We start from the raw sequence: 26,047 nt of genomic DNA on the forward strand, positions 1-26,047 counted from the left end.
AAAGTCAACCTTATTTTCAAATTTTTTTATTTTTGTAAATTACCGGAAAAATTACTGCTTTTTCCGTCAATATTTCGCCATTACCCCAGATCAAATATGGATAACTGGTTGGATTCCGGCAGTTCTCCCAACAGTCCTAAGTCCCCCATTAAATCGCAGACTGTCTTACTGACCTTAGTGCGGTTTCTGAAGTCCTCCCTGGATAAAAACTTCCCATCCTTACCTGCCTCCACCACTGCATCAGCCGCCTTTTCTCCCAGACCGTCAATGCTGCTTAAGGAAGGCATCAGCTTTCCGTCTATAATCTGGAAATGTCTGGCCTTTGCCCGGTAAATATCAATGGGCATGAACTCATATCCTCTGGCATACATCTCCTGCACGATTCTCATATCACGGAGAGTATCCTGCTCCTTTTTAGAAAGGGAATCCATCCTCTTTCTGTAATCCGCCAGATAATGCTCCAGCTTCTCCCTGCCCAGGCACATCAGCTCATAGCTGAAGCCGCTGGCCCGGATGCTGAAAAATGAGGCGTAATAGGCCAGAGGATAAAACACCTTGCAGTAAGCAATACGCCAGGCCATCATTACATAGGCCGCCGCATGAGCCTTGGGGAACATGTATTTAATCTTCTTACAGGACCAGATATACCAGTCCGGCACACCGTGGGCAGTCATTTCCTCCTCCCACTCATTTTTCAGGCCCTTTCCCTTACGGACGCTCTCCATAATGGTAAAAGAAAGCCCTTCGTCCATCCCCTTTGAAATGAGATAGACCATAATATCATCTCTGGTACAGATGGCCGTCTGAATGGTGGCCTTGCCCTCCTGAATTAAGGTCTGGGCATTTCCCAGCCACACATCCGTACCATGGGCAAGACCGGCAATCCGCACCAGGTCAGAAAAGTATTTGGGCTGGGTATCAATTAACATCTGCATGGCAAAATCCGTACCAAACTCCGGAACACCAAGAGCTCCCAGCTTACAGCCTCCAATATCCTCGGGAAGAATTCCAAGGGCAGAAGTGTCCTGAAACAAAGACATAACCTCCCGGCTGTCCAAGGGAATATCCTTAACCGGATCAAAGCCAATCAGATCCTGAAGCATACGGATCATGGTAGGATCGTCGTGTCCCAGAATATCCAGCTTCAATAAGTTGTGGTCAATGGAATGGTAATCAAAATGAGTGGTCACCGTCATGGTGGTCATATCGTTGGCAGGCCGTTGAACCGGGGTAAAGGAATAGATCTCCTCCCCGTGGGGAAGCACAATAATTCCTCCGGGATGCTGTCCTGTGGTTCTTCTTACTCCCACACATCCCTGGACAATCCGGTTGATCTCACAGTTTCTCTTTCTCACTCCATGTTCTTCATAATAGTTCTTCACATATCCGAAGGCAGTCTTATCCGCCAGGGTGCCAATGGTCCCCGCCCGGAAGGTCTGTCCTTTTCCGAAAATTACCTCTGTATAATCATGGGCCTTACTCTGATACTCACCGGAAAAGTTCAAGTCAATATCAGGCTCCTTATCTCCCTTAAAGCCCAAAAAGGTCTCAAAGGGGATGTCAAATCCGTCCTTGGAAAGGGCATGCCCGCACACCGGACAGGTCTTATCCGGCATATCACAGCCTGCCATTCCGGAAAACTGCTTCACCTCTTCCGAGTCAAAGTCATAGTAGTGGCAGGAGGTGCAGTAATAATGAGGGCTTAAGGAATTTACCTCTGTAATTCCCGCCATATAAGCCACAAAAGAGGAGCCTACAGAACCTCGGGACCCCACCAGATAGCCGTCCTCAATGGACTTCCACACCAGTTTCTGCGCAATGATATACATAACCGCAAACCCGTTGGAAATAATGGAGTTCAGCTCCCTCTCCAGCCTTTCCGTAACAATGGTGGGCAGATTTTCCCCATAAATGGAATAGGCCTTGTCATAGCAGATATTTCTCAAATCTTCATCAGAATTTTCAATGACAGGAGGACACTTATCCGGCCTCACCGGAGAGATTTTTTCGCACATATCCGCAATCTTTCTGGTGTTTTTTATGACCACTTCCTCTGCTTTATTGGGGCCTAAGTACTGGAATTCCTTCAGCATTTCCTCCGTAGTCCTTAAGTATAAGGGGGCCTGGTCGTCGGCATCCTTAAAGCCCTTTCCTGCCATAATGATTTTCCGGTATATTCCATCCTCAGGGTCTAAAAAGTGAACATCACAGGTGGCACAGACCGGCTTTCCAAATTCTTCTCCCAGGGTCACGATTCTTTTATTAATATCAATGATATCCTGTTCCGTCTTCACCGCACTCTTTTCATCTCTCAGCATAAAAGCATTGTTGCCTAAGGGCTGGATTTCCAGATAATCATAAAAATGAACCAGCTTTGCGATCTCCGCATCAGGAACACCCCTTAGCAGGGCCTGATACAGCTCTCCCGCCTCACAGGCAGAGCCTATGATTAAACCTTCCCTATTCTGCTCCAGCACGCTTTTGGGGATTCTGGGCCTTCTGGCATAATAGTCAATGTGGGAGCAGGAAATCAAACGGTAGAGGTTCACCCTTCCCACGTCATTAGCCGCCAATATAATTACATGGTAAGTGGGAAGCTTCTTGACCATATCCGGCGTCATGGTGCTTAAGCCGTTCAGTTCATCAAGAGTCTCCACTCCTCTTTCCCGGAGCATTTTTACAAATGCGGCAAATATTTCAGCCGTACATCCGGCATCGTCAACAGCCCTGTGATGGTTTTCCAGGGAGATGTGAAGTGCCTTTGCTACCGTATCCAGCTTAAACCGGTTTAAGTTAGGCAGAAGAAGCCTGGCTAAAGCCACTGTATCGATAACAGTCGGATGAAATGGCAGATGAAGCTGGGCCGCATTGTATGCAATAAAGCCTACGTCAAAAGAAGCATTGTGGGCCACCAGAACCGCATCACCGCAAAACTCCAGAAACTTAGGCAGAATCTCATTAATCTTGGGATGAGGAAGAACCATATTGTCATTAATTCCCGTAAGCTTTTCAATTTCAAAGGGAATTGGCACATCGGGATTTACAAAGGTGCTAAACTTATCTCCGATCACCCCGTTGGTCACCTTTACCGCCCCGATTTCGATAATCTTATTCCGGGAAGAGCTGAATCCTGTAGTCTCAATATCAAATACCACATATGTATCGGAAAAACTCTGGTTTCTGGAATTTTCTGCAAGCTGCTTTAAATCATCCACCAGATACCCTTCCACTCCGTAAATCAGCTTAAAGGGATCGTCCTTTTCCAGAGCATGACTGGCATCGGGAAAGGCCTGGACACAGCCGTGGTCTGTGATGGCAAGAGCGGGCATCCCCCACTTCTTAGCTCTTTTCACAAGGTCCTTGACCTCGGAAACTCCATCCATATCGCTCATCTTCGTATGGCAGTGAAGCTCCACCCGTTTATTTAAGCTGTTGTCATTTCTCTTTCCTGTAAAATCTTCTGCTTTTTTGATTCCCACTACAGAACCTAAAGTCAGTTCCCCGTCAAACCGGTCAATCGTAGTAACACCCTTAAGCCGGATAAAGTTTCCCTTGACAGTAGCTGCCTTTAAGTCCTCAAGTTGTTCCTCTTTGGCAAACACCTTCACTGTAATGGTATCCGTAAAATCAGTCACATCAAAGATAATAATGGTCTTTCCGCTCCGCAGCTCCCTGCTGTCTGTCATTAAGATCTTACCCCGGATGACAACTTCTCCCATTTCGCCTACAATTTCTTCTATTTTAATAGGCTCCCCGTCAAAGTCCCTGCCGTATAACACATCCGGATTGTCTGAGCGCCGGGAACTGAATCCGCCCTTTTTAAAGTCCTTCCACTCCCGTTTCCCGGCAGCAAAGTCCTGCTTTTTCTCCCCTTCTTTGGTCTTGCTCCCTGCACCGGCAGGAGCCTTGGAATTGGCGGCAAAAGGAACCTCATCCGGCTGCCCGGCTGCGGGAGCTTCCGGAGAATTATGATCATCCTTTATGACTGCCCGGCTTACGATCTCCTCCACCTCACGCTGCATCTGAAGCTCCTTCTGCATTGCAAGGACATTTACCTTGGGCTCCACATATTCATACTTCACTTCCACTGGCAGGCCGCACCTTTCATGGAAAATCTTCTCCATGACCCGTTTTAACTCTCCCGCCTTTTCACGGGTGACAATGGTGTCCTCCACCGTCATTGTAAGAAGGTCCGGTTCCGGAAACACGCACTCTGCCTTGCGGAAAATGTTATATTCAATAATGCTGTAATTTTTCAGCTCTATCAAAAGACTATCCCGGTAAGCCTTTAAAAGCTTCTGGGGAGTATACTGGCCTGACAGGCGGAACTTCTCTATAATCTTTATGGTAATCTGCTTGGTGGGGAAAAGCTGATCCTTAATCCCCTTCTCCAGCCCATAGATATTCTGTTTGTGAATGAGTCTGGGGCTGATTATATAAATGCGAATAGAGCTTCTATCTCTGCCTAAAGTGACCTTTTCCACTTCCACCAGATTTAAAAGCTCCCGCAATTCCTCTGTAATATGTAATCCTGGAAAAACCTCCAAAAACTGTTTTGTCATTCCATCACCTGTTACATCTTCATAAGTTCTTCCTGCAGGGCACTAAGCAACTCTTCCTCGGGAACCTTGCGTATGATTTCTCCTTTTTTTATGAGAAGTCCCTCTCCGATTCCTCCGGCAATTCCGATATCAGCCTCTCTGGCCTCACCCGGTCCGTTGACCACGCAGCCCATAACAGCTACCTTCACATCCAGATGGTCGAAACGGGAAACCATTTCCTCCACCTGGTTTGCCAGGGCAATGAGGTCAATTCTGGTTCTGCCGCAGGTGGGGCAGGAAACTACCTCTACGCCGCCTTTTCTCAAGCCCAGGGTCTTTAAAATCAGCTTCCCTGCCTTAATTTCTTCCAAGGGATCTCCGGTCAAAGAAACCCGGATGGTATCCCCAATTCCCTGATGGAGAATAATGCCAAGTCCCACGGAGGATTTAATGGTTCCGGAGGTCAAAGTGCCCGCTTCCGTAATTCCCACGTGAAGGGGGTAATCCGACCTGGCTGCAATCAGCTCATGAGCCTTGATGCACATGAGGACGTCAGAGGACTTAATGCTGATCACAAGGTTTTCATATCCCAGTTCCTCGATCATCTGTACCTTATCCAGAGCGCTTTCCACAATTCCCTCTGCAGTCACCCCTCCGTACTTTTCAAGGAGGTTCTTCTCCAGAGAGCCGCTGTTTACACCCACACGGATGGGGATGTCATATTCCCTGGCCTTTTCCACCACTGCCCGGACCCTGTCAGGAGAGCCGATATTGCCCGGATTGATCCGGATTTTATCTGCACCGGATTCAATGGAAGCGATGGCAAGGCGGTAATCAAAATGAATGTCAGCCACCAAAGGAATGGTAATCTGCTTTTTAATTTCCTTTAATGCCTCTGCCGCCTCCATATCGGGAACAGCCACCCGGATGATGTCACATCCGGCCTTTGTCAGGATGCCGATCTGCCTGACGGTAGCCTCCACATCCTGGGTCTTTGTATTGCACATGGACTGAATCAGCACCGGATTTCCTCCGCCGATTACACGGTCTCCGATGCGGATTGCCCTCGTATTCTGTCTGCTCATAGATTCCTCCATTTTGCCCTTACAGGCAACGGTCAAGTAAACCTGCTGATATCGTTAAATACCACAAAAATCATCAGTGCCATCAAAGCTGCCATGCTGATCATGTTCACCAGCCCCTCTTTTTCCGGGTCCATAGGCTTGCCTCTGACCGCTTCGATGATCAGGAACAACAGCCTTCCCCCGTCAAGAGCAGGAATAGGAAGCAGGTTCATAATTCCCAGGTTTGCGCTCAAAAGAATGCACATGCTGATTACATTCATAAAGGCCGCCATAAAGCTGACTGTAAGCCCTGCCTTGACCGAATCGTCAATCATGACCACAATCCCCACAGGGCCGCTTAAGTCACCGACCCCTGCTTTTCCGGAAATAAGCATTCCAAGACTTTTGACTGTTAATTTTACATCGTACTTCATTTCCAAAAATCCATATTTTATCAGTCCGCCCAGAGATTTTACCTTCTGGTTTTCCGGAATGATGGAAATGCCGATTAAATATTTTCCGCTCTCCGCAGAATACTCAGGAGTGACGGAAGTTTTCAGGACTTCCAGGCTGCCTGTAGAAGGGTTAGCTCTGGAAAATTCCACCAGATTCATTTTTTCATCAGGCCTTAAAACTTTATAGAGAATGTATTCCCGGTACATGGAAACATTTTCCCCGTTGATTTTAAGAAGTTTGTCTCCGGGGCGGATTCCCGTCTCATAAGCCGGGGAATTCTCTGCCACTTCCTTGATGTAGGTGGTGTCATATCCGCCAAGTCCTACCACCAGCATTGCCAGGAAAAAGGCAAGAATAAAGTTGAATACAGGGCCTGCCGCAATGACTGACATCCGGGCCGGAATGGATTTATTTTGAAAGGCCCGTTCATCGGGATTATCTTCATCCTCTCCCAGCATCATACAGGAACCGCCTAATGGCAGCACCTTAATGGAATAAGTAGTTTCTCCTCTCTTAAAGGAAAAAAGCCTGGGACCCATGCCGATGGAAAATTCCACCACTCCGATCCCATTTATTTTTGCAAACAAAAAATGTCCTAATTCATGAATCAAAACAATCAGTCCGAATACCAGAATTGCTACAATAATACTGGACAATTTACCACCTGCTTTCTATATATTCATAAGCCGCCGCCTCTGCTTCAAGAATCTCCTCCACGGTCGGGCTGTCTTTTACAGTATGCCCGTTCATTGCCCCCTCTATCATATCTGTAATGGCAAGATATGGAATTTCTCTGTTTAAAAATTTGGCGACTGCCCGTTCATTGGCAGCGTTAAAGACTGTAGGAAGGGTTCCGCCTGCTCTTCCGGCTTCATAAGCCAGCTTAAGTCCCGGAAAATTGACCATATCCGGTTTTTCAAAAGCAATCTGCCCCATGGTCCAGAAATCCAGACGGTCTCCGGAAAGGGGCCTTCTCTCAGGATAATAAAGGGCATACTGGATGGGCAGCTTCATATCAGGAGTTCCAAGCTGGGCCATAACTGCCCCATCTTCAAACTCCACCATGGAATGAATGATGCTCTTAGGCTGAATCACCACCTGCACCTGGTCCATCTCCACGCCAAACAGCCACTTGGCTTCCATGACCTCCAATCCCTTATTGACCATGGTAGAGGAATCAATGGTAATCTTCCTTCCCATGGACCAGTTGGGATGGTTTAATGCATCCTCAACCTGGACGGACTCCATTTCCTTTCGGGTCTTGCCCCGGAAAGGACCGCCGGAGGCTGTCAGAAGTATTTTATGGATGGTATTTTTATGCTCCCCGTTTAAACACTGGAAAATGGCGCTGTGCTCACTGTCCACAGGCAGAATCTTTACCCCTCGTTCCTTGGCCAAAGGCATGATGATATGTCCTGCCGTCACCAGGGTTTCCTTATTAGCCAGGGCAATGTCTTTTCCGGCTTCCATGGCCGCAATGGTGGGGCGTATGCCGATCATGCCCACAACAGCGGTTACCACCATCTCAGAAGAGGGCTCTATGGCAGCCTCCATCAGTCCCTCCATGCCGGACAGAATGCGGACCGGAAGATCCCGGACTGATGATTTCAATTCTTTGGCCTTTTGTTCATCCCATACGCAGGCTGTCTTTGGGCGGAATTTTCTGATCTGTGCTTCCAGCAGGGCGATGTTGCTGCCTGCCGCCAGAGCAGTGACTTCTATATCCTTCTGAGCCTCTACCACCTCCAATGTCTGGGTTCCGATGGAACCCGTTGAACCGAGGATTGCTATTTTCTTCATCTTATGCTAATAACTCCTTTTGTTTTCCAATTTTTCAGCGCAGAAATGTCATGGCAAAGTAAATGGCCGGAGCAGTAAAGAGCATACTGTCAAACCGGTCCAGGATTCCGCCATGGCCCGGAATCAGCTTTCCGTAATCCTTTGCCTGATGATTGCGCTTAATGGCAGAAGCAGCCAGATCCCCGATCTGGGAAATGACCGCAGCAATGGCACAGGCCAGGGCACAGGCAGCACCCGGGCTTTGAAGCTCTGTCAGTGCTCCGCTGAAAACAGTTCCGTAAATAAGTCCCAAAAAAGCTGATCCTATGGCTCCCCCCACTGCTCCCTCAATGGACTTTTTCGGGCTCAGCACCGGAGCCAGCTTGTGCTTTCCGATCAGCATTCCCACACAGTATGCACACGTATCACAGCCCCAGGAGCTTAAAAACACCAGCCAAACCAGATATTTTCCATCCGGCATGGAACGGACCTGATATAGATAGGACAGCATAACCGCCACGTAAAAAACTCCCAGAAAGGCCACTGTCACCTCTTCTGTCTTATACTTTGGAAAGGTAAATACATAGATGCTCATGAGGATCATCAAAAAGGCGATGAACATCAGCATCATAAATTCTGCCTTTTGAAACCACAAAAGTCCGTAATAAAATACGACTGTCAGATAACCCATATAACCCAAAGGGTTTCTTTCGATTTTCATCACGCGGTACAACTCAAACAAACCGGTCATAGATATAAAGACGGTTGTAGCAAAAAGCAGAAGTCCGCCGCTCCCCACTGTAACAAGAGCGATTAAAATAAGAACGATTCCGCTTATGAGTCTGGTTGTAAACATGGTGCTTCCTCCCTCCCGGTCACTTCACTCCCCCGAATCTCCGCTCCCTGCTATTATAAGCCTCAATAGCCCGGATTAATTCATCCTGATTAAAATCAGGCCAGTAGCAGTCTGTCACATAAAGCTCTGTATATGCTAACTGCCATAATAAGTAATTGGAAAGGCGCAGCTCTCCGCTGGTGCGGATTAAAAGATCCGGGTCCGGGATATCAGCGGTATCCAGATAGGAAGTAAATATCTGCTCCGTCATGTCCTCCGGCAAAAGCCTGCCTTCTTGTCCATCCTTTAATATCTTTTTTGCAGCCCGCAGGATTTCATCCCTGCCGCCGTAATTGACTGCGATCACAAACGTCAGGCCGGTGTTGTCCTTTGTCTGTTCCACCAGCTTTTCAATGCCTTCTATAATATCCTGGTCAAAGCGTTCCCTGTCTCCGATCATCTTAACCCGGACGTTATTGGCTTTAGCCACCTTTAAAAGCCTTACCATGTAGTAGCGGAACAACTGCATCAGCGCTCCCACTTCTTCCTTGGAACGCTTCCAGTTTTCTGTGGAAAAACCGTAGACTGTTAAGTATTTAATGCCAAGGCGGGCTGCATCCTCTACGGTCTTTTCTACCGTCACACAGCCCTCTTTATGCCCCAGGCTCCGGGGAAGGCCTCTCTTTTTAGCCCATCTTCCATTGCCATCCAGTATAATCGCCACATGCTCCGGAATCACCAGATTTTCAATGTTTTTATCCATAAAATGCCGCTCCTTTAAAAGCACAAAACAGGACAGGCAAAATGCCTGCCCCCCTGTTTAAGATTTTTATACGGTAAGAAGATCCTTGGACTTCTCATCAATCGCTTTTTCTACCTGGGCGATCATCTTATCCGTTAATTTCTGAATCTTATCTTCTGCGTCTGCATGCTCATCCTCAGAAATCTCTTCTGCCTTCAGCTGTTTCTTAAAGCTGTCGTTGGCATCACGGCGGATGTTGCGGATTGCAACCTTGGCTGCCTCTCCCTTTTTCTTAACATCCTTTACCAGATCTTTTCTGCGCTCTTCCGTCAGCTCCGGAAAAACCAGACGGATGATATTGCCGTCATTGGTGGGGTTGATTCCTAAGTCAGAAGTGAGAATTGCCTTTTCAATGGCCTTTAATAAGGTTTTCTCCCATGGCTGAATCACGATCATGCGGGCCTCCGGAACGGAAACATTGCCCACCTGTTGAATGGGAGTAGGTGTTCCGTAATAATCCACCTTGATCTTATCCAACACATGAGGATTGGCACGTCCTGCACGAATGGTCATATAATCATTCTCCAGTGCTTTTAATGTCTTATTCATCTTGTCTTCGTAAACCTGTAACTTCTCCTGCATATCGTCCTCCTGATTTATGCGGTCACTATGGTACCGCTTATTTTTCCCTGCATTGCATTGGCAATGCCATCTTTTTCATTCAAACTGAATACCGCGAGGGGCATCTTATTTTCCATACACATGATGGAAGCGGTTAAATCGATCACACCCAGTTGTTTTTCAATGACTTCTTCTATGGTGATCTTTTCATATTTTACCGCTTTTGGATTGAGCTTTGGATCGCTGTCATAGACTCCGTCAATGGACTTTGCTAAAAGGATACAGTCAGCATCCATTTCAATGGCACGGAGAGCAATTCCTGTGTCGGTGGAGAAATAGGGATGGCCTGTGCCTCCGGCAAAAAATACTACTTTTCCTTGTTTAAAGTATTGGTTGGCTTTGTCTTTGGAGAAAAGCTCTGTCATGGAACCGCATGGGAATGGTGTTAAAATGCTGGTATCCATTCCTGCGTTGCGGAAAATCTCTGAAACGTAGATACAGTTCATGATGGTGGCGAGCATACCGATCTGATCCGCCTTAGTGCGGTCAATGGCATTGCTGGTTCTGCCTCTCCAGAAGTTCCCTCCGCCGATGACGATGCCTAGTTCTACACCTGCATCAACGGATATCTTAACCTGCCGTGCAACCTCTTTTACAGTGGCTTCCTCATAGCCTGTCTTTCCGGAACCGGCAAGAGCTTCACCGCTGAGTTTTAATAATACACGTCTTGGATTCATTGCTTTTAGTTCTCCTGTCGTAAAGTTCTCTTGTGCAAGTTTCTTTTTGCATGTCGCTAGTCCGCAGTGCAAGCCAGTAAAGCCTGGGGCTTTACTGGCTCACGGGCATTCGCCCTATAAAATGAGACAAATAAATTTTTTCTTATGTGCGGGCACAACGAAAAAAATTTCCTTGTCCCATTTTGCACTGCTCATTGCTTTCATGGAGATTATACCACACTTTCCCCCCATTGGAAAGAGGAAGTTTGCCGCCTGTGATCAGGTTGTATGGGCAAAAAAACGCCCGGGAGACTTTCCCGGGCGTTTTTTGGAAAACCGTCTTTCCTTATTCCATAGTAGCATACTGGAAGAACCAGTAGCCGTATGGGGAATGCCATGTTCCCTTTAATTTAGGATTCTGTAACCAGAAATCATTGTAGTAAGCAAGAGGAGCAATAGCTGCATCTTCAAGAATCATGTTCTCTGCCTGGTGAAGTTTCTCATAATGCTCTTCGATATCAGCAGTAGAATTTGCTTCGTGAAGCAGATTGTCAAGCTCAGGATTGCTGTACTTGGCGTTGTTGTTGCCGCTTGTGGATATCATTAAGTTCAGCATGTTGGATGGATCATCGTAATCATATACCCAGCCGTCACGTGCAACCTGATAATCTCCTGCACGGCGGGTAGGTGTGAAGGTAGCCCACTCAACAACCTTGATATCCATGTTAATGCCAAGTGCTTCCTTCCAGCAGCTCTGTAAATACTCTGCTACTGCTTTGTGGTAGCCTGCATCATTGGTCATGTATTCAATGGTTGGGAATCCCTGTCCATCCGGATATCCGGCCTTTGCAAGAAGTTCCTTTGCCTCTGCAACATCTGCTTCATAATTGGAAGGATTGAAGAAGTTTCCGCCGTTCTTTTCTGTAGTCACGTCTGCAAAGAAGGATCCGTCTTTTGCATCAGAAATGCCAGGTCCAACGAAGTTTGTTGCAGGAGTATAAATGCCCTGCATAACAGTGTTGGCAACATAGTCACGGTCAATAGCAAGGCTTAAAGCCTTACGTACGTCAGGATTGTTAAAAGGTTCCTTCTGGTTCTGGAAATCGATATAGTAGGTACCCATAATCGGCTCTACATGGAAATCTTCTGTGCCCTTCAGGGTTGGGATTTCCTCTGTAGGAGGCTCTTTGATCATAGCAAGCTCACCAGCCTGGTATGCGCTGTAATAGGAGTTTGTATCTTCCATTAAAGCGAATTTCAAGGTATTTAAAGTAACTGCATCTGCATTCCAGTAATTTTCATTCTTAGAAAGAATGATGTGAGATCCTGGAACCCACTCTGTCATCTTTAAAGGACCGTTGGAGATATAAGTCTCAGGAGTTAAGCTCCACTGCTCTCCGTTTGCGTCTACAGATGCCTGCTGAACAGGAACCATGGAAGCATGAGTTACGAGTTTTGCAAAATAGATACAGGGAACAGCCAGTTCAACTACAAAGGTATTGTCATCTGGAGCGGAAACAGCCAGAGATTCCCAGTCGCCGCCTGCTGCACCTTCAAAGCCCTTGATATAGCCCAGCATGTCTGCTGCATAAGGAGCTGCTGTCTCAGGAGCTGCCAGTCTCTTCCAGGAATATACAAAATCATTAGCAGTTAAAGGGGAACCGTCGCTCCATTTTAAACCTTCACGAAGGTGGAACGTATAGGTAAGCCCGTCCTCAGATACATCATAAGACTCTGCCTGACCCGGAACAATGGTATTCTCAGAATCCACGATCAAAAGGGTTTCAAAGGCATGAACAATGATGTTAGCACCGTCAACCGCACTGTTTAAAGCGGGGTCAATGGTCTCAGGATCCGGTCCGACACGGACTGCAAGGTCAAGAGCGCCTGCTGCTTCTGCCGGGGCAGATGTTTCCCCTCCCGCTGCAGTAGTTCCGGCTCCTGCAGATGGATCAGCAGCTTTGCCGCCTCCGCAAGCGGAGAGAATCATACTGGATGCCATGATTGCAACCAATACAAGTGACATTTTCTTCATAAATTTCCTCCTATAAAAATATTTTTATCGACGCAGTAACACGTTACCCGTCTGCTGCGCCGACTCTTTTCCAGCATAGCATAAAAACTGGAAAATAGCAATGGAAAGTTAGTTAACCTTGTCCAGGTGGTGACATGCTGCATAGTGTCCGGAAGAAACTTCTTTCCATTCCGGCTCCTGGGCAGCACAAAGCTCATCCGCATAAGGACAGCGGGTACGGAAATGGCAGCCAGACGGCGGATTCACCGGACTTGGCACATCTCCTTCCAGAACAATTCGTTTGGATTTGCGGCTGATTTCCGGGTCCGCAATGGGGATGGCGGAAATCAGGCTCTTGGTATAAGGGTGAACGCTGTGGAAGGTCAGCTCCAGGCTGTCCGCCAGTTCCACCATCTTTCCAAGGTACATAACGCCGATTCTGTTTGAAATATGCTTTACAATGGAAAGGTCATGGGCAATGAATAAGTAAGTAAGTCCCATCTCCTCCTGAAGCTTCTCAAACATGTTGACAACCTGAGCCTGAATGGATACGTCCAGAGCTGATACCGGCTCATCGCAGACAATAAACTGAGGATCAACTGCCAGCGCTCTTGCAATTCCCACTCTCTGACGCTGACCGCCGGAAAATTCGTGAGGATAGCGGTTGGAGTGCTCTGAGTTAAGGCCTACCGTAGAAAGGACGGAAATAATTTTCTCCTGTCTCTCTTTTTTATTGGCAGCCAGATGATGGATGTCAATGGCCTCTCCTACAATGTCCCCTACTGTCATACGGGGGTCCAGACTGGCATAAGGGTCCTGGAATACAATCTGCATTTTCCTGCGGTAAGGCAGCATATTGGCTTTTGTGATGTCCTCTCCGTCAAAGAAAATCTTTCCTCCCGTAGGCTCATGAAGCCTTAAAAGGGTACGGCCTGTTGTGGTCTTTCCGCAGCCTGATTCTCCTACCAGTCCCAGGGTCTCCCCCTTCCTGATTCCAAAAGAAACGTCATCAACGGCCTTGACCACCTTTTTTTCAAACAGTTTTCCTCCGGCTACCGGGAAATGCTGCTGTAAATTCTTCACTTCCACAAGATATTTATCTTCCATCATGCATCTCCCTTCTGTGCCTGCTCAAATTCCTGCTTCTGCAGCAGCCAGCAGGCGCTGTAATGAATATCGGATAAATCCGTATAAGGCGGCATTTCCCGCAGACAAATCTTCATACATTCCCTGCACCTGGGGGCAAAAGGACAGCCCTTTGGCGGGTTCAGCATATCCACCGGGCTTCCTTCAATAGGAACCAGCTTATTATGCTCTTTTTCCGTCAGCTTTGGAATGCTTCGGATCAGACCCTTGGTATATTCGTGGCTCGGGTTGTAGAAAATGTCCTCGGCAGTGCCGTATTCCACAACCTTTCCCGCATACATAACAGCAATGCGGTCACACATATTGGCAACCACGCCCAGGTCATGGGTGATCATAATAATTGCCATGCCAAGCTTTTCCTTTAATTCCATCATCAGCTCTAAAATCTGTGCCTGAATGGTAACGTCAAGGGCTGTGGTTGGCTCGTCTGCAATGAGAAGCTTCGGCTCACAGGCAAGAGCAATGGCGATCATGACACGCTGGCGCATACCTCCTGAAAGCTCATGAGGATACTGTTTTAAGCGCTTCTCAGGCTCGTTGATTCCAACCAGGGTGAGAAGTTCTTTTGCCCTGTCGTGGGCCTGCTGCCTGTTTTTATCGGTATGAAGCATGATTACTTCACTGATCTGGTTTCCAATGGTGTAAACCGGATTTAAGCTGGTCATGGGATCCTGGAAAATAATAGAAATCTCATTTCCACGGATCTTTCTCATTTCCTTTTCCGTCATCTTCTCGATCTGATGTCCGTTAAAGTTTAAGGAACCGTCAATCAAACGGCCAGGATAAGCTGTAAGCCCCATAAGGCTGTATGCGGTAACGGATTTTCCGGAACCGGACTCTCCTACAATTCCCAGAACCTCTCCCTCACGAAGATGAAGGGATACGTCATTTAAAGCCTTTACCTCTCCTGCAGGAGTAAAGAAGGAAAGGCGCTCATTTTCAATGTTAACCAAATATTCGCTCATCAGTTCTCTCCTCCTTTAGTCTCTCAGTTTCGGGTCAAATGCGTCACGGAGGCCATCGCCCAATAAGTTAAAGCTCAAAATAATAATTGAAATGGCAATGGCCGGAGCAAACAGCCGGTGGGGATTGCTCTGCATACCATTTAAAGCCTCACTTGCAAGGCTTCCCAAAGACGGCATGGGCGCAGCAACGCCAAGGCCTAAAAAGCTTAAAAAGCTTTCCGTAAATATAGAAGAAGGAATCTGTAAAGTAGTTGTGACAATCAATGTACCGATGCAGTTGGTAAGAAGGTGCTTCTTAATAATATGTCCGCTGGAGGCTCCAAGGGCTCTGGCTGCGGTCACATACTCCTGCTCCTTTAAAATCAAGATCTGGCTTCGTACAATTCGGGCCATTCCAACCCAGTAAAGAAGGGCAAACACCACGAAAATACTGATCAGGTTGACACCGATAATCTGAATCCACTGAAAGCCAGGCCTCTGGGCCAAAGTTTTCAAGGGTTGTTCAAAAGCCACAGACAGCAAAACAATGATCAGAATGTCCGGAACCGTATAAATCATATCCACAATCCGCATCATGATCATATCCACCCAGCCGCCGAAAAAGCCTGCAACAGAACCGTAAATAGAACCGATCAGCAGGATGATACAGGAGGCCACCAGTCCGACAGTCAGAGAAACACGGCTTCCCATCATAACCCGGACTGCGTAATCACGGCCCAGCTTATCAGTTCCAAGGATGTGAGGAAATACACTTTCCCCCGATTCCATGGCTGACAGTTCTTTTTCTGAATACTGCATAGGAGCCAGGTTTTCACTTCCCCTGATCTGCTGCTCATAGCTGTATGGATAAAAATGAGGCACTGCAAATGATAAAATAAATACAAATAAAATTACAACCAGACTGACCATGGAAATCTTATTTTTCCTAAGGCGGCGGACTCCATCTTTCCAGAATCCCACACTTTTTCGCATGACAATAAGACTTTCCTTTTCTGCATCACTTGCCGGGAGAAAATCGTCCACATTGAGCTGCATTGATAGTTTATTCTTTGGCATCTTTATCTCCTTTCTTCTACTTCAAGTTGATACGAGGATCAATCAGTTTGTAAGCTACGTCTACGACTACATTCATGATTACCATTAAGGTAGCAAGGAAAATGGTGGTTCCCATAATAAGAGGATAATCCCGTCCCGTAATGGAGCCTACGAATTCAGAACCAAGACCTGGAATGGTAAATATCTTTTCCACAATGAAGCTTCCTGTTACAGTGTAAGCCAAAAGCGGCCCCAAATATGTAACCACCGGAAGAATGGCATTGCGCAAAGCATGCTTAAAAATGCTGACCAACTGGGAAAGTCCCTTTGCACGGGCTGTTCTCATATAGTCCTGTCCCAACACATCCAGCATGGAGGAACGCATCAGCCGGGCAATGTAGGATGATGGGTAAAGAGCCAGGGCAGCCACAGGCATAATGTAGTTTTTCCAGGAGGTCAGTCCGTAGGTGGGCAAAAGTCCCAGCTTTGTGCTTAAGATATACATCAAAACCGTACAGACTACGAAACTGGGCACCGCAATGCCGAAGGTACTGAAGACAATAATGATATTATCCACCATAGTACCCCTTTTAAAGGCCGCAATGCTTCCCAGGGGAATTCCCACAACAACAGCAGTTAAAATGGCAATGCCGCCGATTCTGGCTGATACCGGGAACTTGGATGCAACAATCATATTTACGGTACGGCCTCTCTGCTTAACGCTCAATCCTAAATTACCGTGAAGCAGATCCTTCATATAAGTTGTATATTGCTCCCCTAAGGGTTTATCCAATCCGTATTTTTCGTTAAGGGCTGCCTGAGCCTGGGGACTGAGGGCCTTCTCTGCCATAAAGGGTCCGCCCGGCACCATATTCATAATAAAGAAAGTGATGGTTGCAACGGCAAAAACAGTGATAATTGCCATAATAACGCGCTTTATAATATACTTAGCCACTTTTGTCGACTCCTTTCGTGTGTTTAGTGTCCGTACAATATGGAAACATTTGTCAACGTGAAACGGACACTATATAATGAAGAAAATCCCATGGATACCCATGGGATCTCCCCAGAATCCTGTTACAAGATTACTGCATCTGTTTTGCAACTTCTTCCGCAAAATTATCTTCTTTTTTCTCAATACCTTCGCCGGTTTCAAAGCGGATAAACTTCTTGACTTCGATCTTTCCGCCTACTTCTTTGGATACCTGCTCCAGATACTTTCCAACTGTCAGATCACCGTCTTTTACATAAGCCTGGTCTACCAGACAGAACTCCTTCAGTTCCTTGTTCAAACGGCCTACGATCATCTTGTCAATGATGCTGTCCGGCTTGTCCGGATTTTCATTCTTGGCCTGAGATTTTAAAATCTCTGTCTCATGCTCAATGAATTCCTGGGAAATTTCTTCTCTTCTTACATACTTCGGTGATAAAGCTGCGATCTGCATTGCAATGTTCTTCAGCGCCTCTTTTACCGCGTCATTGACAACTTCTGCTCCGGCCTCAATCAAAACGCCGATTCTTCCGCCGCCGTGGATATAATCAACTGCCACACCGTCAGTGGTAACTTTTTCAAATCTTCTGATGTCCATGTTCTCGCCGATTACTGCGATCTGGCTGGATAAAGCCTGAGCAACAGTTAAGGAGCTGTCCTTAATCCATGCTTCTGCAAGGAATGCTTCCATATCCTTTGAATCAGATGCCAAAGCCTGAGCTGCAACATCAGCCACATAAGTCTGGAACTGAGCGTTCTTTGCAACGAAATCTGTCTCACTGTTTACTTCTACGATTGCTCCGGACTTTCCGTCCTCGCTTACTACAACAGTAACAAGTCCCTCTGCTGCGATTCTGCCGGCTTTTTTGGAAGCTGCTGCAAGTCCTTTCTCTCTTAAGAACTCCACTGCCTTTTCCATATCACCATCAGTTTCTCCAAGAGCCTTCTTGCAGTCCATCATGCCCGCACCGGTCATCTCTCTTAACTCTTTTACCATTCCAGCCGTAATTGCTGCCATTTGATTTACCTCCATCTATATTATTATTCATTATAATCTGTTAAACTTTTCCAGTAAAAAAGAATGCTCCAGCCCACTTCCCAAAGCAGGCTGAAGCATTCAATCGCCCGAAAATTAAGCTTCTACAGTCTCTTCTGTTTCCTCGGCTGCTTCTGCTTCCTCAGCTACTGCCTCGCCCTGGTTTGCTTCGATTACTGCGTCTGCCATCTTGGATACAATTAATTTAACGGCTCTTATGGCGTCATCATTACCTGGAATTACAAAATCAAGTTCTTCCGGATCACAGTTTGTATCAGCGATACCAATTAACGGAATTCCCAGTGTATGAGCTTCCTGAACGCAGATTCTTTCCTTTTTGGGATCTACGATGAAAATCGCATCCGGAACCTTCTTCATATCTTTGATTCCGCCTAAGTTCTTCTCTAACTTTTCCCATTCCTTCTTAAGAGCGATAACCTCTTTCTTAGGAAGAACATCAAAAGTTCCATCCTGAGACATGGTCTCAATCGCTTTTAAGCGGTTAACTCTGGACTGGATGGTCTTGAAGTTTGTAAGCATACCGCCAAGCCATCTCTCATTTACGAAGTACATACCGCAGCGCTCTGCTTCAGACTTGATTGCGTCCTGAGCCTGCTTCTTGGTTCCTACGAAAAGGATCTTGCCGCCTTCTGCAGCAACATCGGAGATTGCCTTGTAAGCCTCATCTACTTTAACTACAGACTTCTGTAAGTCGATGATGTAGATGCCGTTTCTCTCTGTGTAGATGTATGGAGCCATCTTAGGGTTCCATCTTCTTGTCTGGTGACCGAAGTGCACGCCAGCTTCTAAAAGCTGCTTCATTGAAATTACGCTCATGTTATTTCCTCCATCTGGTTTTACTTCCGCCCGCTTCTTATGCTTCCGGGGAGACCTTGATCAGGCACCTTCCTCTGGAATCCGCAGACGTGTTTTTTAATAAGCTTTGCTAGTATAGCATATCTTTCTGTCTGATGCAAGTGATTTTTTATATTTCACGTCCAAAAAAGTCTGATTTTCGACATCAAAAGGAGCAGAACTCCCGCCCTGCTCCTGTGTCTTTACAGTCCCCGTTCGGGAACACTTTTTCCGTTTCCTGCCTTTATGGTTTTCAACTCATCGAAGACCACATCGTTTAAAACCTTGATATAGGTTCCCTTCATGCCGGAGGATCTGGATTCAATGACTCCCGCACTTTCAAACTTCCTGAGGGCATTGACAATAACAGAACGGGTAATACCTACCCTGTCTGCGATCTTGCTTGCCACCAGAATTCCTTCGTTGCCATCCAGCTCATCAAAGATATGGGTGATAGCTTCCAGTTCAGAAAAGGACAAGGTGCTGATAGCAGACTTGACGATCTGCACCTTTCTGGTCTCTTCTGCATTCTCCTCATTAACAGAACGCATCATCTCCAGCCCCACTACCGTGGTTCCGTATTCGCTTAAAATAATATCATCAATGTCATACTGGGATTCGGATTTGTAGATAAACAGAGTTCCCAGCCGCTCACCTGCAATGTCAATAGGGGTAATAATGGCCTGATACTTTCTGATATCGCCGCCGGTAAAGCCAAGGGTCTCCAAGTTTACGTTTTCCTTTGTCGACAGGATACCCAGCAGACGCTCATTGAGCATAGTGTCAACATAGCCGCCTACCTGATCAGCAATCAGCTCCTGAATCTCATCTATATCCGGTGTTACGCCAACGCCCAGCACCTTTCCCTTCTTGCTGATTACAAGAATGTTGGAATTTAAAATCTCAGTCAGTACTTCACAAATATCATTAAATACAACTTTGTGTGAATTATTATTATGCAATAATTTATTTATTTTTCTAGTTTTATCCAACAACTGTACGCTCATAATCGAAAACCTCCTTTATAATTTATGTGAAAGACAAAAATACACCTGTAATAATTAGATATTATCATTATTATTTTCAAATAACAATAGTTTATTGAAGATTTTCGATTTTTTTAATAATTTATTTTCTTTACTTGTCAGCGCTGTAGCCGCACTGCTCGTTTGAGCATAACAGTTTATTTCCTTTTTCAACCATATAGGACCCACATTTGGGACACTTCTGGGTAGAAGGCCTTTGCCAGGACATGAAGTCACATTCCGGGTTTGCCTCACAGCCATAATAAATTCTGCCTTTTTTGGTTTTCTTGATGACAACCTCTTTCTGGCACTTGGGACAGGGCACTCCGATTTTCTCCAGGTAAGGCTTGGTATTTTTACACTCCGGAAATCCGGGGCAGGCCAGGAATTTTCCGTGAGGGCCGTATTTGATGACCATATTCCTGCCGCAAAGCTCACAGACTTCCTCTGTCACCTCGTCGGCAATGGTCACAGACTCCAGTTCCACCAGAGCTTTATCCACTGCTTCCTTTAAATCCGGATAAAAATTCCTTACAACAGTCTTCCACTGGACTGATCCGTCTCCCACCTTATCCAGGAGGTATTCCAGATTAGCCGTAAAGGTGATGTCCACAATGCTGGAAAAACTCTGCTTCATCATGCTGTTGACAATTTCTCCCAGTTCTGTCACATAAAGGTTTTTGTTTTCCTTTGCCACATATCTTCTGGCTATGATGGTGGTAATAGTAGGCGCATAAGTACTTGGACGTCCGATTCCCTGTTCCTCCATAGCTTTTACAAGAGAGGCTTCCGTAAAGTGGGCCGGAGGCTGGGTGAAATGCTGGCTGTTCTCCAGTTTTTCTAAGTTCAGCACACTTCCTTTTGCCAGATTGCCCAGAAGCACATTGGTTTCCTCTTTGTCATCCTCCTGTACATACACAGACATAAATCCGTCAAAGGAAAGCTTTGAGGCGGAAAGGGTGAAGAAATAATCTCCTGCCCCTACCCTCACTGAGGTAGTCTGGTAAACCGCTGACTCCATTCTGCTGGCAGCAAACCGTTTCCAGATCAATTGGTAAAGCCGGAACAAATCCCTTTGCAGGGATTCTTTTACCCGGACAGGGGTCAGGGCAATATCTGTAGGACGGATGGCCTCATGGGCATCCTGAATCTTTCCATTATTCTTTTTGGCCTGGTCGCCTTTTGCCACATACTCTTTTCCGTACTGCTTTTCTATATAATATCTGGCCGCAACATCTGCCTCCTCCGCAATTCTGGTGGAGTCTGTACGCAGATAAGTGATAAGACCAACAGTTCCCTGGCCTTCGATTTCAACACCTTCATAAAGCTGCTGGGCCAGACGCATGGTCTTCTGGGTGGAAAAGTTAAGCACCTTGGAAGCTTCCTGCTGAAGAGTACTGGTGGTAAACGGAATAGGAGCCTTCTTGACCCTTTCCCCGTTTTTCACTTCATTGACCACATAATTTTGGCCTTCTAATCCTTTTAATATCTGATCCAGTTCTTCCTTGGTATGAATGGCAATCTTGCCTTCTGCATTGCCGTGGAATTTGGCAACCAGAGACTTTTTGCTTCCCTCCTGCTTAAGAACTGCTTCCAGATTCCAGTATTCCTCCGGAATAAAGGCGTTGATCTCCTCTTCCCTGTCGCAGATTAAGCGAAGTGCTACGGACTGGACACGGCCCGCACTTAAGCCTCTCTTTACCTTTGCCCAGAGAAGAGGGCTGATCATATAACCCACCATACGGTCTAAAACTCTTCTGGCCTGCTGGGCATCCACCAGATTCATGTCAATGGCCCTGGGGGTTTTAAAGGAAGCCTTTACCGCATTCTTGGTGATCTCATTAAAGCTGATGCGGTATACCTGCTTGCTCTTTACCTCATCTAACTTCAAGGACTTCAATAAATGCCAGGAAATAGCTTCTCCCTCCCGGTCAGGGTCAGTTGCCAGATAGATCTTATCGGCCTTTTTCACTTCTTTTCTCAGCTTGGCAAGTATGTCACCTTTGCCTCTGATGGTTATATATTTTGGTTCAAAATCATTTTCTATGTCAATTCCCATCTGACTTTTGGGAAGATCTCTTACATGTCCGTTAGAAGCATCTACTTCAAAATTTGCTCCAAGGAACTTTTTAATCGTCTTAACCTTTGCAGGTGACTCCACAATTACTAAACAGTTCGCCATACCAAACTCCTCGCCTATAATTTCTTACCATAATATTGATGGGATGTCTGAACAATCAGGCCCTTCCACTCCAGCTCCAGCAGAGCGCTCATGCAGTCACTGACAGACAATCCGCTTAACGTTATAACTTCTTCCAGATTTTTCGGTTGCAAATCTAGGCAACTATACAACATTTTTTCTTTTTTGGCAAGCCCGTTCTTATTTTTTTCATGAACTCTTAATATTTTACCATTCTGTAACTGAAAATATTCCAGCACTGAATCAGGCCCCAGCAAAACTCCAGCCCCCTCGCTGATCAGCCGGTTACAGCCGGCGCTTAAGGGATCTGTCACCCTGCCGGGAAGCGCAAAAATTTCCTTTCCCTGTTCCAACCCTAAGTTGGCCGTAATCAGAGAACCGCTTTTTTCTCTGGCTTCGATCACCAGAACCGCGTCAGACAGTCCGCTGATGATCCGGTTCCTCATAGGAAAATGAAAGGGTTTCGGCGCTTCCTTTGGCATAAATTCCGTCAGTACACCTCCCTGAAGAGCCATCTGCTCATACAGTCCATAATTTTCCCTTGGATAGCAGATATTGATTCCGCATCCCAATACCCCGTAGGTATCTCCTCCCGCCTCTAAGGCCCCCATGTGCCCGGCCCCGTCTATTCCTTCGGCCAGGCCGCTGATGATCTGTACTCCTGCCCTGGAAAGCTCTCCGGCTATATGGGCTGCCATCTGCTTTCCGTAGCTTGTGCAGCTTCTGGCTCCAATGATGGCTGCTGACGGCCTCTCCTCCCCGGGCAGCCTTCCTTTTACGAAAAGTCCCATAGGATATCCATGGATTTCAAGAAGACGTCCGGGATATTCCTCCTCATGAGACATGATAAATAAAATTCCTCTTTTCCTCAACTCCTCCAGTTCCTTTTTGCACTCGTCCAGACGTTTTTTATGTCCGTCAAAAAGGCCTGCCTCCTTTTGATTTAAAATTCCAAGCTCTTCCAATTGTCTTCCTTCTATATTATATATTCTTTTATAGTTTCCCACGTAGTCATAAAGCCTCCTGATCTTCACTGCACCCAGAAATCCCACATGGCAAAGCCAGTACAAATACTCCCGTTCCTCATGCCTGTCCATAAATACCTCCCCAATACTTTCCTTCCATGCTTCGCAGACCTGCCGCCTCTGCCAGATGCTCCTTCTTTATTCTGGAAACTCCCTCCAGATCTGCTATGGTCCTTGAAATCTTCAGTATCTTTTCATAACCTCTTACGCTGAGATTCATCCTGTCATAAATCTTCTTTAAAATCTCCTTTTCTTCATTTCCAAGAATACAAAACTCTTCTATCTGCCTCTTGCCCATGGCACCGTTAAAATAATTTCCCTGGCCTTTAAACCGTTCCTTTTGAATTTCCCTTGCTGCCTCCACTCTCTTTCGGATAGCCCCAGAAGACTCCCCTTTCTTTCCTGCTCTCAGTTCCTCATAGGGAATAGCGCTTGCCTCTGCACAGATATCAATCCTGTCCAGCAAAGGCTTAGATATCCGGCTTAAATACTTTCTCACCTGCTGCTCCGAACATCTGCACCGGGTTCTGTCAGGGAAAAAACCACATACACAGGGGTTCATGGAAGCTGCGATCATGAAATCTGCCGGAAATTCATAAGCCCCAAACACTCTGGATACGGTGATTTTTCTCTCCTCCAGAGGCTGTCTTAAAATTTCCAATGTATTTTTTTGAAATTCGGGTAATTCATCCAGAAACAGAACGCCTCCGGAGGCCAGGGAGATTTCGCCCGGCTTTGGTATTCTTCCCCCACCGGCCAGAGCCTGGGGGCTGATGGTGTGATGAGGGCTGCGAAACGGCCGTCTGCACATGACGGGATTTTCCTGGGATAAAAGGCCGCATACGCCGTAAATCTTTGATATGTCTATGATTTCTTCCAGGGACAGGGAGGGCATAATGGTGGGAATCCGTCTGGCAATCATGGTCTTTCCCGTTCCCGCAGGACCGATGTAAAGGATGTTGTGCATGCCTGCCACCGCCACCTCTGTGGCCCGTCTTAAGAGAAGTTGTCCTCCAACCTCAGAAAAATCCACATCGTAAGGCTCCGGCTGCCAAAGAGGCAGCTCATGCCTCAGGCTTTCCGGTTCCTGCCCGCCTGGTTCACCGCAGGAATTGAGCAGGTTCGACAACTCTTTTAAGCTTTTCACCCCTATGATTTCAATTCCTTCTATTATCATGGCCTCCCGAACATTTTCCTTGGGAAGAAAACATCGGTCCATTCCGGACTTTTTGGCTGCCGCAGTAATGGCAAGCGCTCCCCTTAAGGGCCTGATTTCCCCATCCAGGCCCAATTCCCCGGAAATTACACAATGTTTCAGCACCGAAGCCTTTATCATGGATGATGCTGTTAAAATTGCGACAGCTATGGGCAGATCAAAGGAGGTTCCTGCCTTAGGAATGCCGGCAGGCGACAAATTAATGGTGATTTTTCTGGCAGGAAGGCGGAAACCGGAATTTTTCAGAGCTGTCCGCACACGCTCCTGGGCCTCCTTTACCTCAGAAGATAAATATCCTACCATAGAAAAGCCGGGAAGGCCGTCGCTTACATCGGCTTCCACTAAAATCGGGACTCCCTCTACTCCTGTAATCCCCACACTATGAACTTTGCTATACAAACCTGTTTCTCCTCTCATATCGGTTTTTGTTACAAATTCAGCCAATAAAATCTATCTTCCCCGGGTGTCACCGCAGAAGCCGAATCATAACCTGTCTATACCTAACTTGCTCATGGAAAATAATGCAGAAACGCATCAGAATGTTCCTGACCAGGAACCTGTTTTTATGATAAGGGAAAGGACAGAAAAAGGCAAGCTTTTTTCTAGACATCTTTTAATCCATGAGAAAATTCAGGCATATAAGGGCGGTAACGGAGAGGCATATGATTTCTCTGACAGACCGGGTTAGTTCGTTCTTTTATGGAAATATTCTTTCTGAAACAGCGGTACAATTCTTCATACTCATCCTCTTCCAGGGCCTTTTTCAGCTGACCCTCCCATTCCTCGGAAATGAGATCCACTAAAAACCAGGGTTTTAAAGCCGGATGCAGAACCGCCTTTTTCCGGTTTTCATCGTATAAAACCCAGTTTTCTCCTGACATCCGGTCTGCAAAGTGAGGAGCCAGCAAAACCAATACGTCGTTTCTGGGGCCGATTTTTCCCACCAAAAGACCACCCTCCATTTCTACAAAACGCACAAATCCTGTAAGACAGTGGGTTTCATTGTCGATATAACGGCACATTTGAAAAATATCGTATACCTGGGGCAGCTGAAGCATATTGACAATGGGGGCTCCCACGTGAAAGCCATAAACCAAAAAGCGGTATATTTTATCCGCACGGTCCTTTTCCCTGCTTAAAGCCGCCTTGTAGACAGCGGTATAGGCTTCCTTTGAAATCTTCTCCCGGATAGCCTGCACCACCTTGGCCGCATGGCCGGCATCAGGAAGAACCTCCTCATATTCACAAAATAATTCCATGGTATTTTCGCTTACCGCCAGCTCCAGCTTCACATTGGCATGGCCTTTTCTGCTGGTCCACGCCGTATACACACCGCTGAGAATCCCTTCCACGCTGTCTTCACACAAATAAACAGTCTTCATAAGCCGCCTACTGTTCCTGTCAATGCCGGTACATTCATGTCATCAAACAGAGAAAGCTGTCGGAATGTTCCTGATGATTCAATGTCCCACACCTTCCTATGCTCCTCTCCCACCAGATGACGGGTAATATAATCCTCCTCAATCTTAACCGGATACATCATCCGGCCGGAACAGGTGATGAAATAAACCGCCCGTTTCAGCACCACGCCGATTTTCTTTAAGGCATCAAAATCCAAAGGCCCGCTCTTTCTTGCCGCCACGATGCGCTGGGCAGACTTTACCCCCATGCCGGGAACCCTTAACAGGGTATAGTAATCCGCCCGGTTTACCTCTACCGGAAACAGCTCCAGATGGCGCAGGGCCCAATCGCACTTTGGGTCTAAGAACACATTGAAATTAGGCC

20 protein-coding genes and 1 pseudogene are annotated in these 26,047 nt (G+C 46.6%); all 21 read right to left on the reverse strand.

What is annotated here, in order from left to right; genetic code table 11:
• Nucleotides 1-80: 80 nt before the first annotated feature.
• Nucleotides 81-4,562: a PolC-type DNA polymerase III gene (locus tag V7M78_RS06245; RefSeq protein WP_333647525.1), complete on the reverse strand. Its 4,482-nt coding sequence runs from the start codon at nt 4,560-4,562 to the stop codon at nt 81-83.
• Nucleotides 4,563-4,573: 11 nt separating this feature from the next.
• A complete protein-coding gene (gene ispG / locus V7M78_RS06250) occupies nt 4,574-5,638 on the reverse strand; it encodes a flavodoxin-dependent (E)-4-hydroxy-3-methylbut-2-enyl-diphosphate synthase (protein ID WP_333647779.1) in 1,065 nt (354 codons plus the stop codon).
• 20 nt (nt 5,639-5,658) lie between these two features.
• On the reverse strand, nt 5,659-6,717 hold the full coding sequence (gene rseP, locus V7M78_RS06255; protein WP_333647527.1) for an RIP metalloprotease RseP: 1,059 nt from the start codon (nt 6,715-6,717) through the stop codon (nt 5,659-5,661).
• A gap of 1 nt (nt 6,718) precedes the next feature.
• A complete protein-coding gene (locus V7M78_RS06260) occupies nt 6,719-7,861 on the reverse strand; it encodes a 1-deoxy-D-xylulose-5-phosphate reductoisomerase (RefSeq protein ID WP_333647529.1) in 1,143 nt (380 codons plus the stop codon).
• Between the two features lie 34 nt (nt 7,862-7,895).
• A complete protein-coding gene (locus tag V7M78_RS06265) occupies nt 7,896-8,696 on the reverse strand; it encodes a phosphatidate cytidylyltransferase (protein WP_333647531.1) in 801 nt (266 codons plus the stop codon).
• A 19-nt stretch (nt 8,697-8,715) separates the two neighbouring features.
• Complete coding sequence (locus V7M78_RS06270; protein ID WP_333647533.1) at nt 8,716-9,438, reverse strand: isoprenyl transferase; 723 nt, start codon at nt 9,436-9,438, stop codon at nt 8,716-8,718.
• 66 nt (nt 9,439-9,504) lie between these two features.
• Nucleotides 9,505-10,059 carry a ribosome recycling factor gene (gene frr / locus V7M78_RS06275; protein WP_333647535.1) on the reverse strand — a complete coding sequence of 185 codons (555 nt, stop codon included), beginning with the start codon at nt 10,057-10,059 and terminating at the stop codon, nt 9,505-9,507.
• A 14-nt stretch (nt 10,060-10,073) separates the two neighbouring features.
• Nucleotides 10,074-10,775: a UMP kinase gene (pyrH, locus tag V7M78_RS06280; protein WP_333647537.1), complete on the reverse strand. Its 702-nt coding sequence runs from the start codon at nt 10,773-10,775 to the stop codon at nt 10,074-10,076.
• Between the two features lie 325 nt (nt 10,776-11,100).
• Nucleotides 11,101-12,789 (reverse strand): peptide ABC transporter substrate-binding protein, encoded by a 1,689-nt coding sequence (locus tag V7M78_RS06285; RefSeq protein WP_333647539.1) that lies wholly within the window; start codon nt 12,787-12,789, stop codon nt 11,101-11,103.
• 108 nt (nt 12,790-12,897) lie between these two features.
• Nucleotides 12,898-13,875 carry an ABC transporter ATP-binding protein gene (locus V7M78_RS06290; RefSeq protein ID WP_333647781.1) on the reverse strand — a complete coding sequence of 326 codons (978 nt, stop codon included), beginning with the start codon at nt 13,873-13,875 and terminating at the stop codon, nt 12,898-12,900.
• Nucleotides 13,875-14,879 carry an ABC transporter ATP-binding protein gene (locus tag V7M78_RS06295; RefSeq protein WP_333647541.1) on the reverse strand — a complete coding sequence of 335 codons (1,005 nt, stop codon included), beginning with the start codon at nt 14,877-14,879 and terminating at the stop codon, nt 13,875-13,877. Before V7M78_RS06295 ends, V7M78_RS06290 begins: the two co-directional genes overlap by 1 nt.
• Before the next feature lie 15 nt (nt 14,880-14,894).
• On the reverse strand, nt 14,895-15,935 hold the full coding sequence (locus tag V7M78_RS06300; RefSeq protein WP_333647544.1) for an ABC transporter permease: 1,041 nt from the start codon (nt 15,933-15,935) through the stop codon (nt 14,895-14,897).
• Nucleotides 15,936-15,951: 16 nt separating this feature from the next.
• Complete coding sequence (locus tag V7M78_RS06305) at nt 15,952-16,869, reverse strand: ABC transporter permease (RefSeq protein WP_333647546.1); 918 nt, start codon at nt 16,867-16,869, stop codon at nt 15,952-15,954.
• A 130-nt stretch (nt 16,870-16,999) separates the two neighbouring features.
• Nucleotides 17,000-17,923, reverse strand: coding sequence for a translation elongation factor Ts (gene tsf, locus V7M78_RS06310; protein ID WP_333647548.1), 924 nt, complete (start codon nt 17,921-17,923; stop codon nt 17,000-17,002).
• Between the two features lie 114 nt (nt 17,924-18,037).
• A complete protein-coding gene (gene rpsB, locus V7M78_RS06315) occupies nt 18,038-18,778 on the reverse strand; it encodes a 30S ribosomal protein S2 (RefSeq protein WP_158373796.1) in 741 nt (246 codons plus the stop codon).
• A 221-nt stretch (nt 18,779-18,999) separates the two neighbouring features.
• Complete coding sequence (gene codY, locus V7M78_RS06320) at nt 19,000-19,803, reverse strand: GTP-sensing pleiotropic transcriptional regulator CodY (RefSeq protein ID WP_333647552.1); 804 nt, start codon at nt 19,801-19,803, stop codon at nt 19,000-19,002.
• 130 nt (nt 19,804-19,933) lie between these two features.
• Nucleotides 19,934-22,003 carry a type I DNA topoisomerase gene (gene topA, locus V7M78_RS06325; RefSeq protein WP_333647554.1) on the reverse strand — a complete coding sequence of 690 codons (2,070 nt, stop codon included), beginning with the start codon at nt 22,001-22,003 and terminating at the stop codon, nt 19,934-19,936.
• 14 nt (nt 22,004-22,017) lie between these two features.
• Nucleotides 22,018-23,118, reverse strand: coding sequence for a DNA-processing protein DprA (dprA, locus tag V7M78_RS06330; RefSeq protein WP_333647557.1), 1,101 nt, complete (start codon nt 23,116-23,118; stop codon nt 22,018-22,020).
• Nucleotides 23,105-24,661, reverse strand: a complete 1,557-nt coding sequence (locus V7M78_RS06335; protein ID WP_333647559.1) for a YifB family Mg chelatase-like AAA ATPase — start codon at nt 24,659-24,661, stop codon at nt 23,105-23,107. The genes dprA and V7M78_RS06335 overlap by 14 nt, the downstream gene beginning before the upstream one ends.
• Nucleotides 24,662-24,864: 203 nt before the next feature.
• Nucleotides 24,865-25,644 carry a TIGR03915 family putative DNA repair protein gene (locus tag V7M78_RS06340; RefSeq protein ID WP_333647561.1) on the reverse strand — a complete coding sequence of 260 codons (780 nt, stop codon included), beginning with the start codon at nt 25,642-25,644 and terminating at the stop codon, nt 24,865-24,867.
• Nucleotides 25,641-26,047: pseudogene (locus V7M78_RS06345) on the reverse strand (putative DNA modification/repair radical SAM protein); the annotation flags it as partial. The pseudogene V7M78_RS06345 and the gene V7M78_RS06340, both read right to left, overlap by 4 nt.

The organism is Lacrimispora sp. (assembly GCF_036758025.1).
Taxonomy (GTDB): Bacteria; Bacillota; Clostridia; order Lachnospirales; family Lachnospiraceae; genus Lacrimispora.

Coding starts and splice junctions, on each gene's coding strand:
- V7M78_RS06245 (WP_333647525.1), bottom strand. CDS start 4,562: ATGACAAAACAGTTTTTGGAGGTTTTTCCAGGATTACATATTACAGAG.
- ispG (WP_333647779.1), bottom strand. CDS start 5,638: ATGGAGGAATCTATGAGCAGACAGAATACGAGGGCAATCCGCATCGGA.
- V7M78_RS06260 (WP_333647529.1), bottom strand. CDS start 7,861: ATGAAGAAAATAGCAATCCTCGGTTCAACGGGTTCCATCGGAACCCAG.
- V7M78_RS06265 (WP_333647531.1), bottom strand. CDS start 8,696: ATGTTTACAACCAGACTCATAAGCGGAATCGTTCTTATTTTAATCGCT.
- V7M78_RS06270 (WP_333647533.1), bottom strand. CDS start 9,438: ATGGATAAAAACATTGAAAATCTGGTGATTCCGGAGCATGTGGCGATT.
- frr (WP_333647535.1), bottom strand. CDS start 10,059: ATGCAGGAGAAGTTACAGGTTTACGAAGACAAGATGAATAAGACATTA.
- pyrH (WP_333647537.1), bottom strand. CDS start 10,775: ATGAATCCAAGACGTGTATTATTAAAACTCAGCGGTGAAGCTCTTGCC.
- V7M78_RS06285 (WP_333647539.1), bottom strand. CDS start 12,789: ATGAAGAAAATGTCACTTGTATTGGTTGCAATCATGGCATCCAGTATG.
- V7M78_RS06290 (WP_333647781.1), bottom strand. CDS start 13,875: ATGGAAGATAAATATCTTGTGGAAGTGAAGAATTTACAGCAGCATTTC.
- V7M78_RS06295 (WP_333647541.1), bottom strand. CDS start 14,879: ATGAGCGAATATTTGGTTAACATTGAAAATGAGCGCCTTTCCTTCTTT.
- V7M78_RS06300 (WP_333647544.1), bottom strand. CDS start 15,935: ATGCCAAAGAATAAACTATCAATGCAGCTCAATGTGGACGATTTTCTC.
- tsf (WP_333647548.1), bottom strand. CDS start 17,923: ATGGCAGCAATTACGGCTGGAATGGTAAAAGAGTTAAGAGAGATGACC.
- rpsB (WP_158373796.1), bottom strand. CDS start 18,778: ATGAGCGTAATTTCAATGAAGCAGCTTTTAGAAGCTGGCGTGCACTTC.
- codY (WP_333647552.1), bottom strand. CDS start 19,803: ATGAGCGTACAGTTGTTGGATAAAACTAGAAAAATAAATAAATTATTG.
- topA (WP_333647554.1), bottom strand. CDS start 22,003: ATGGCGAACTGTTTAGTAATTGTGGAGTCACCTGCAAAGGTTAAGACG.
- dprA (WP_333647557.1), bottom strand. CDS start 23,118: ATGGACAGGCATGAGGAACGGGAGTATTTGTACTGGCTTTGCCATGTG.
- V7M78_RS06340 (WP_333647561.1), bottom strand. CDS start 25,644: ATGAAGACTGTTTATTTGTGTGAAGACAGCGTGGAAGGGATTCTCAGC.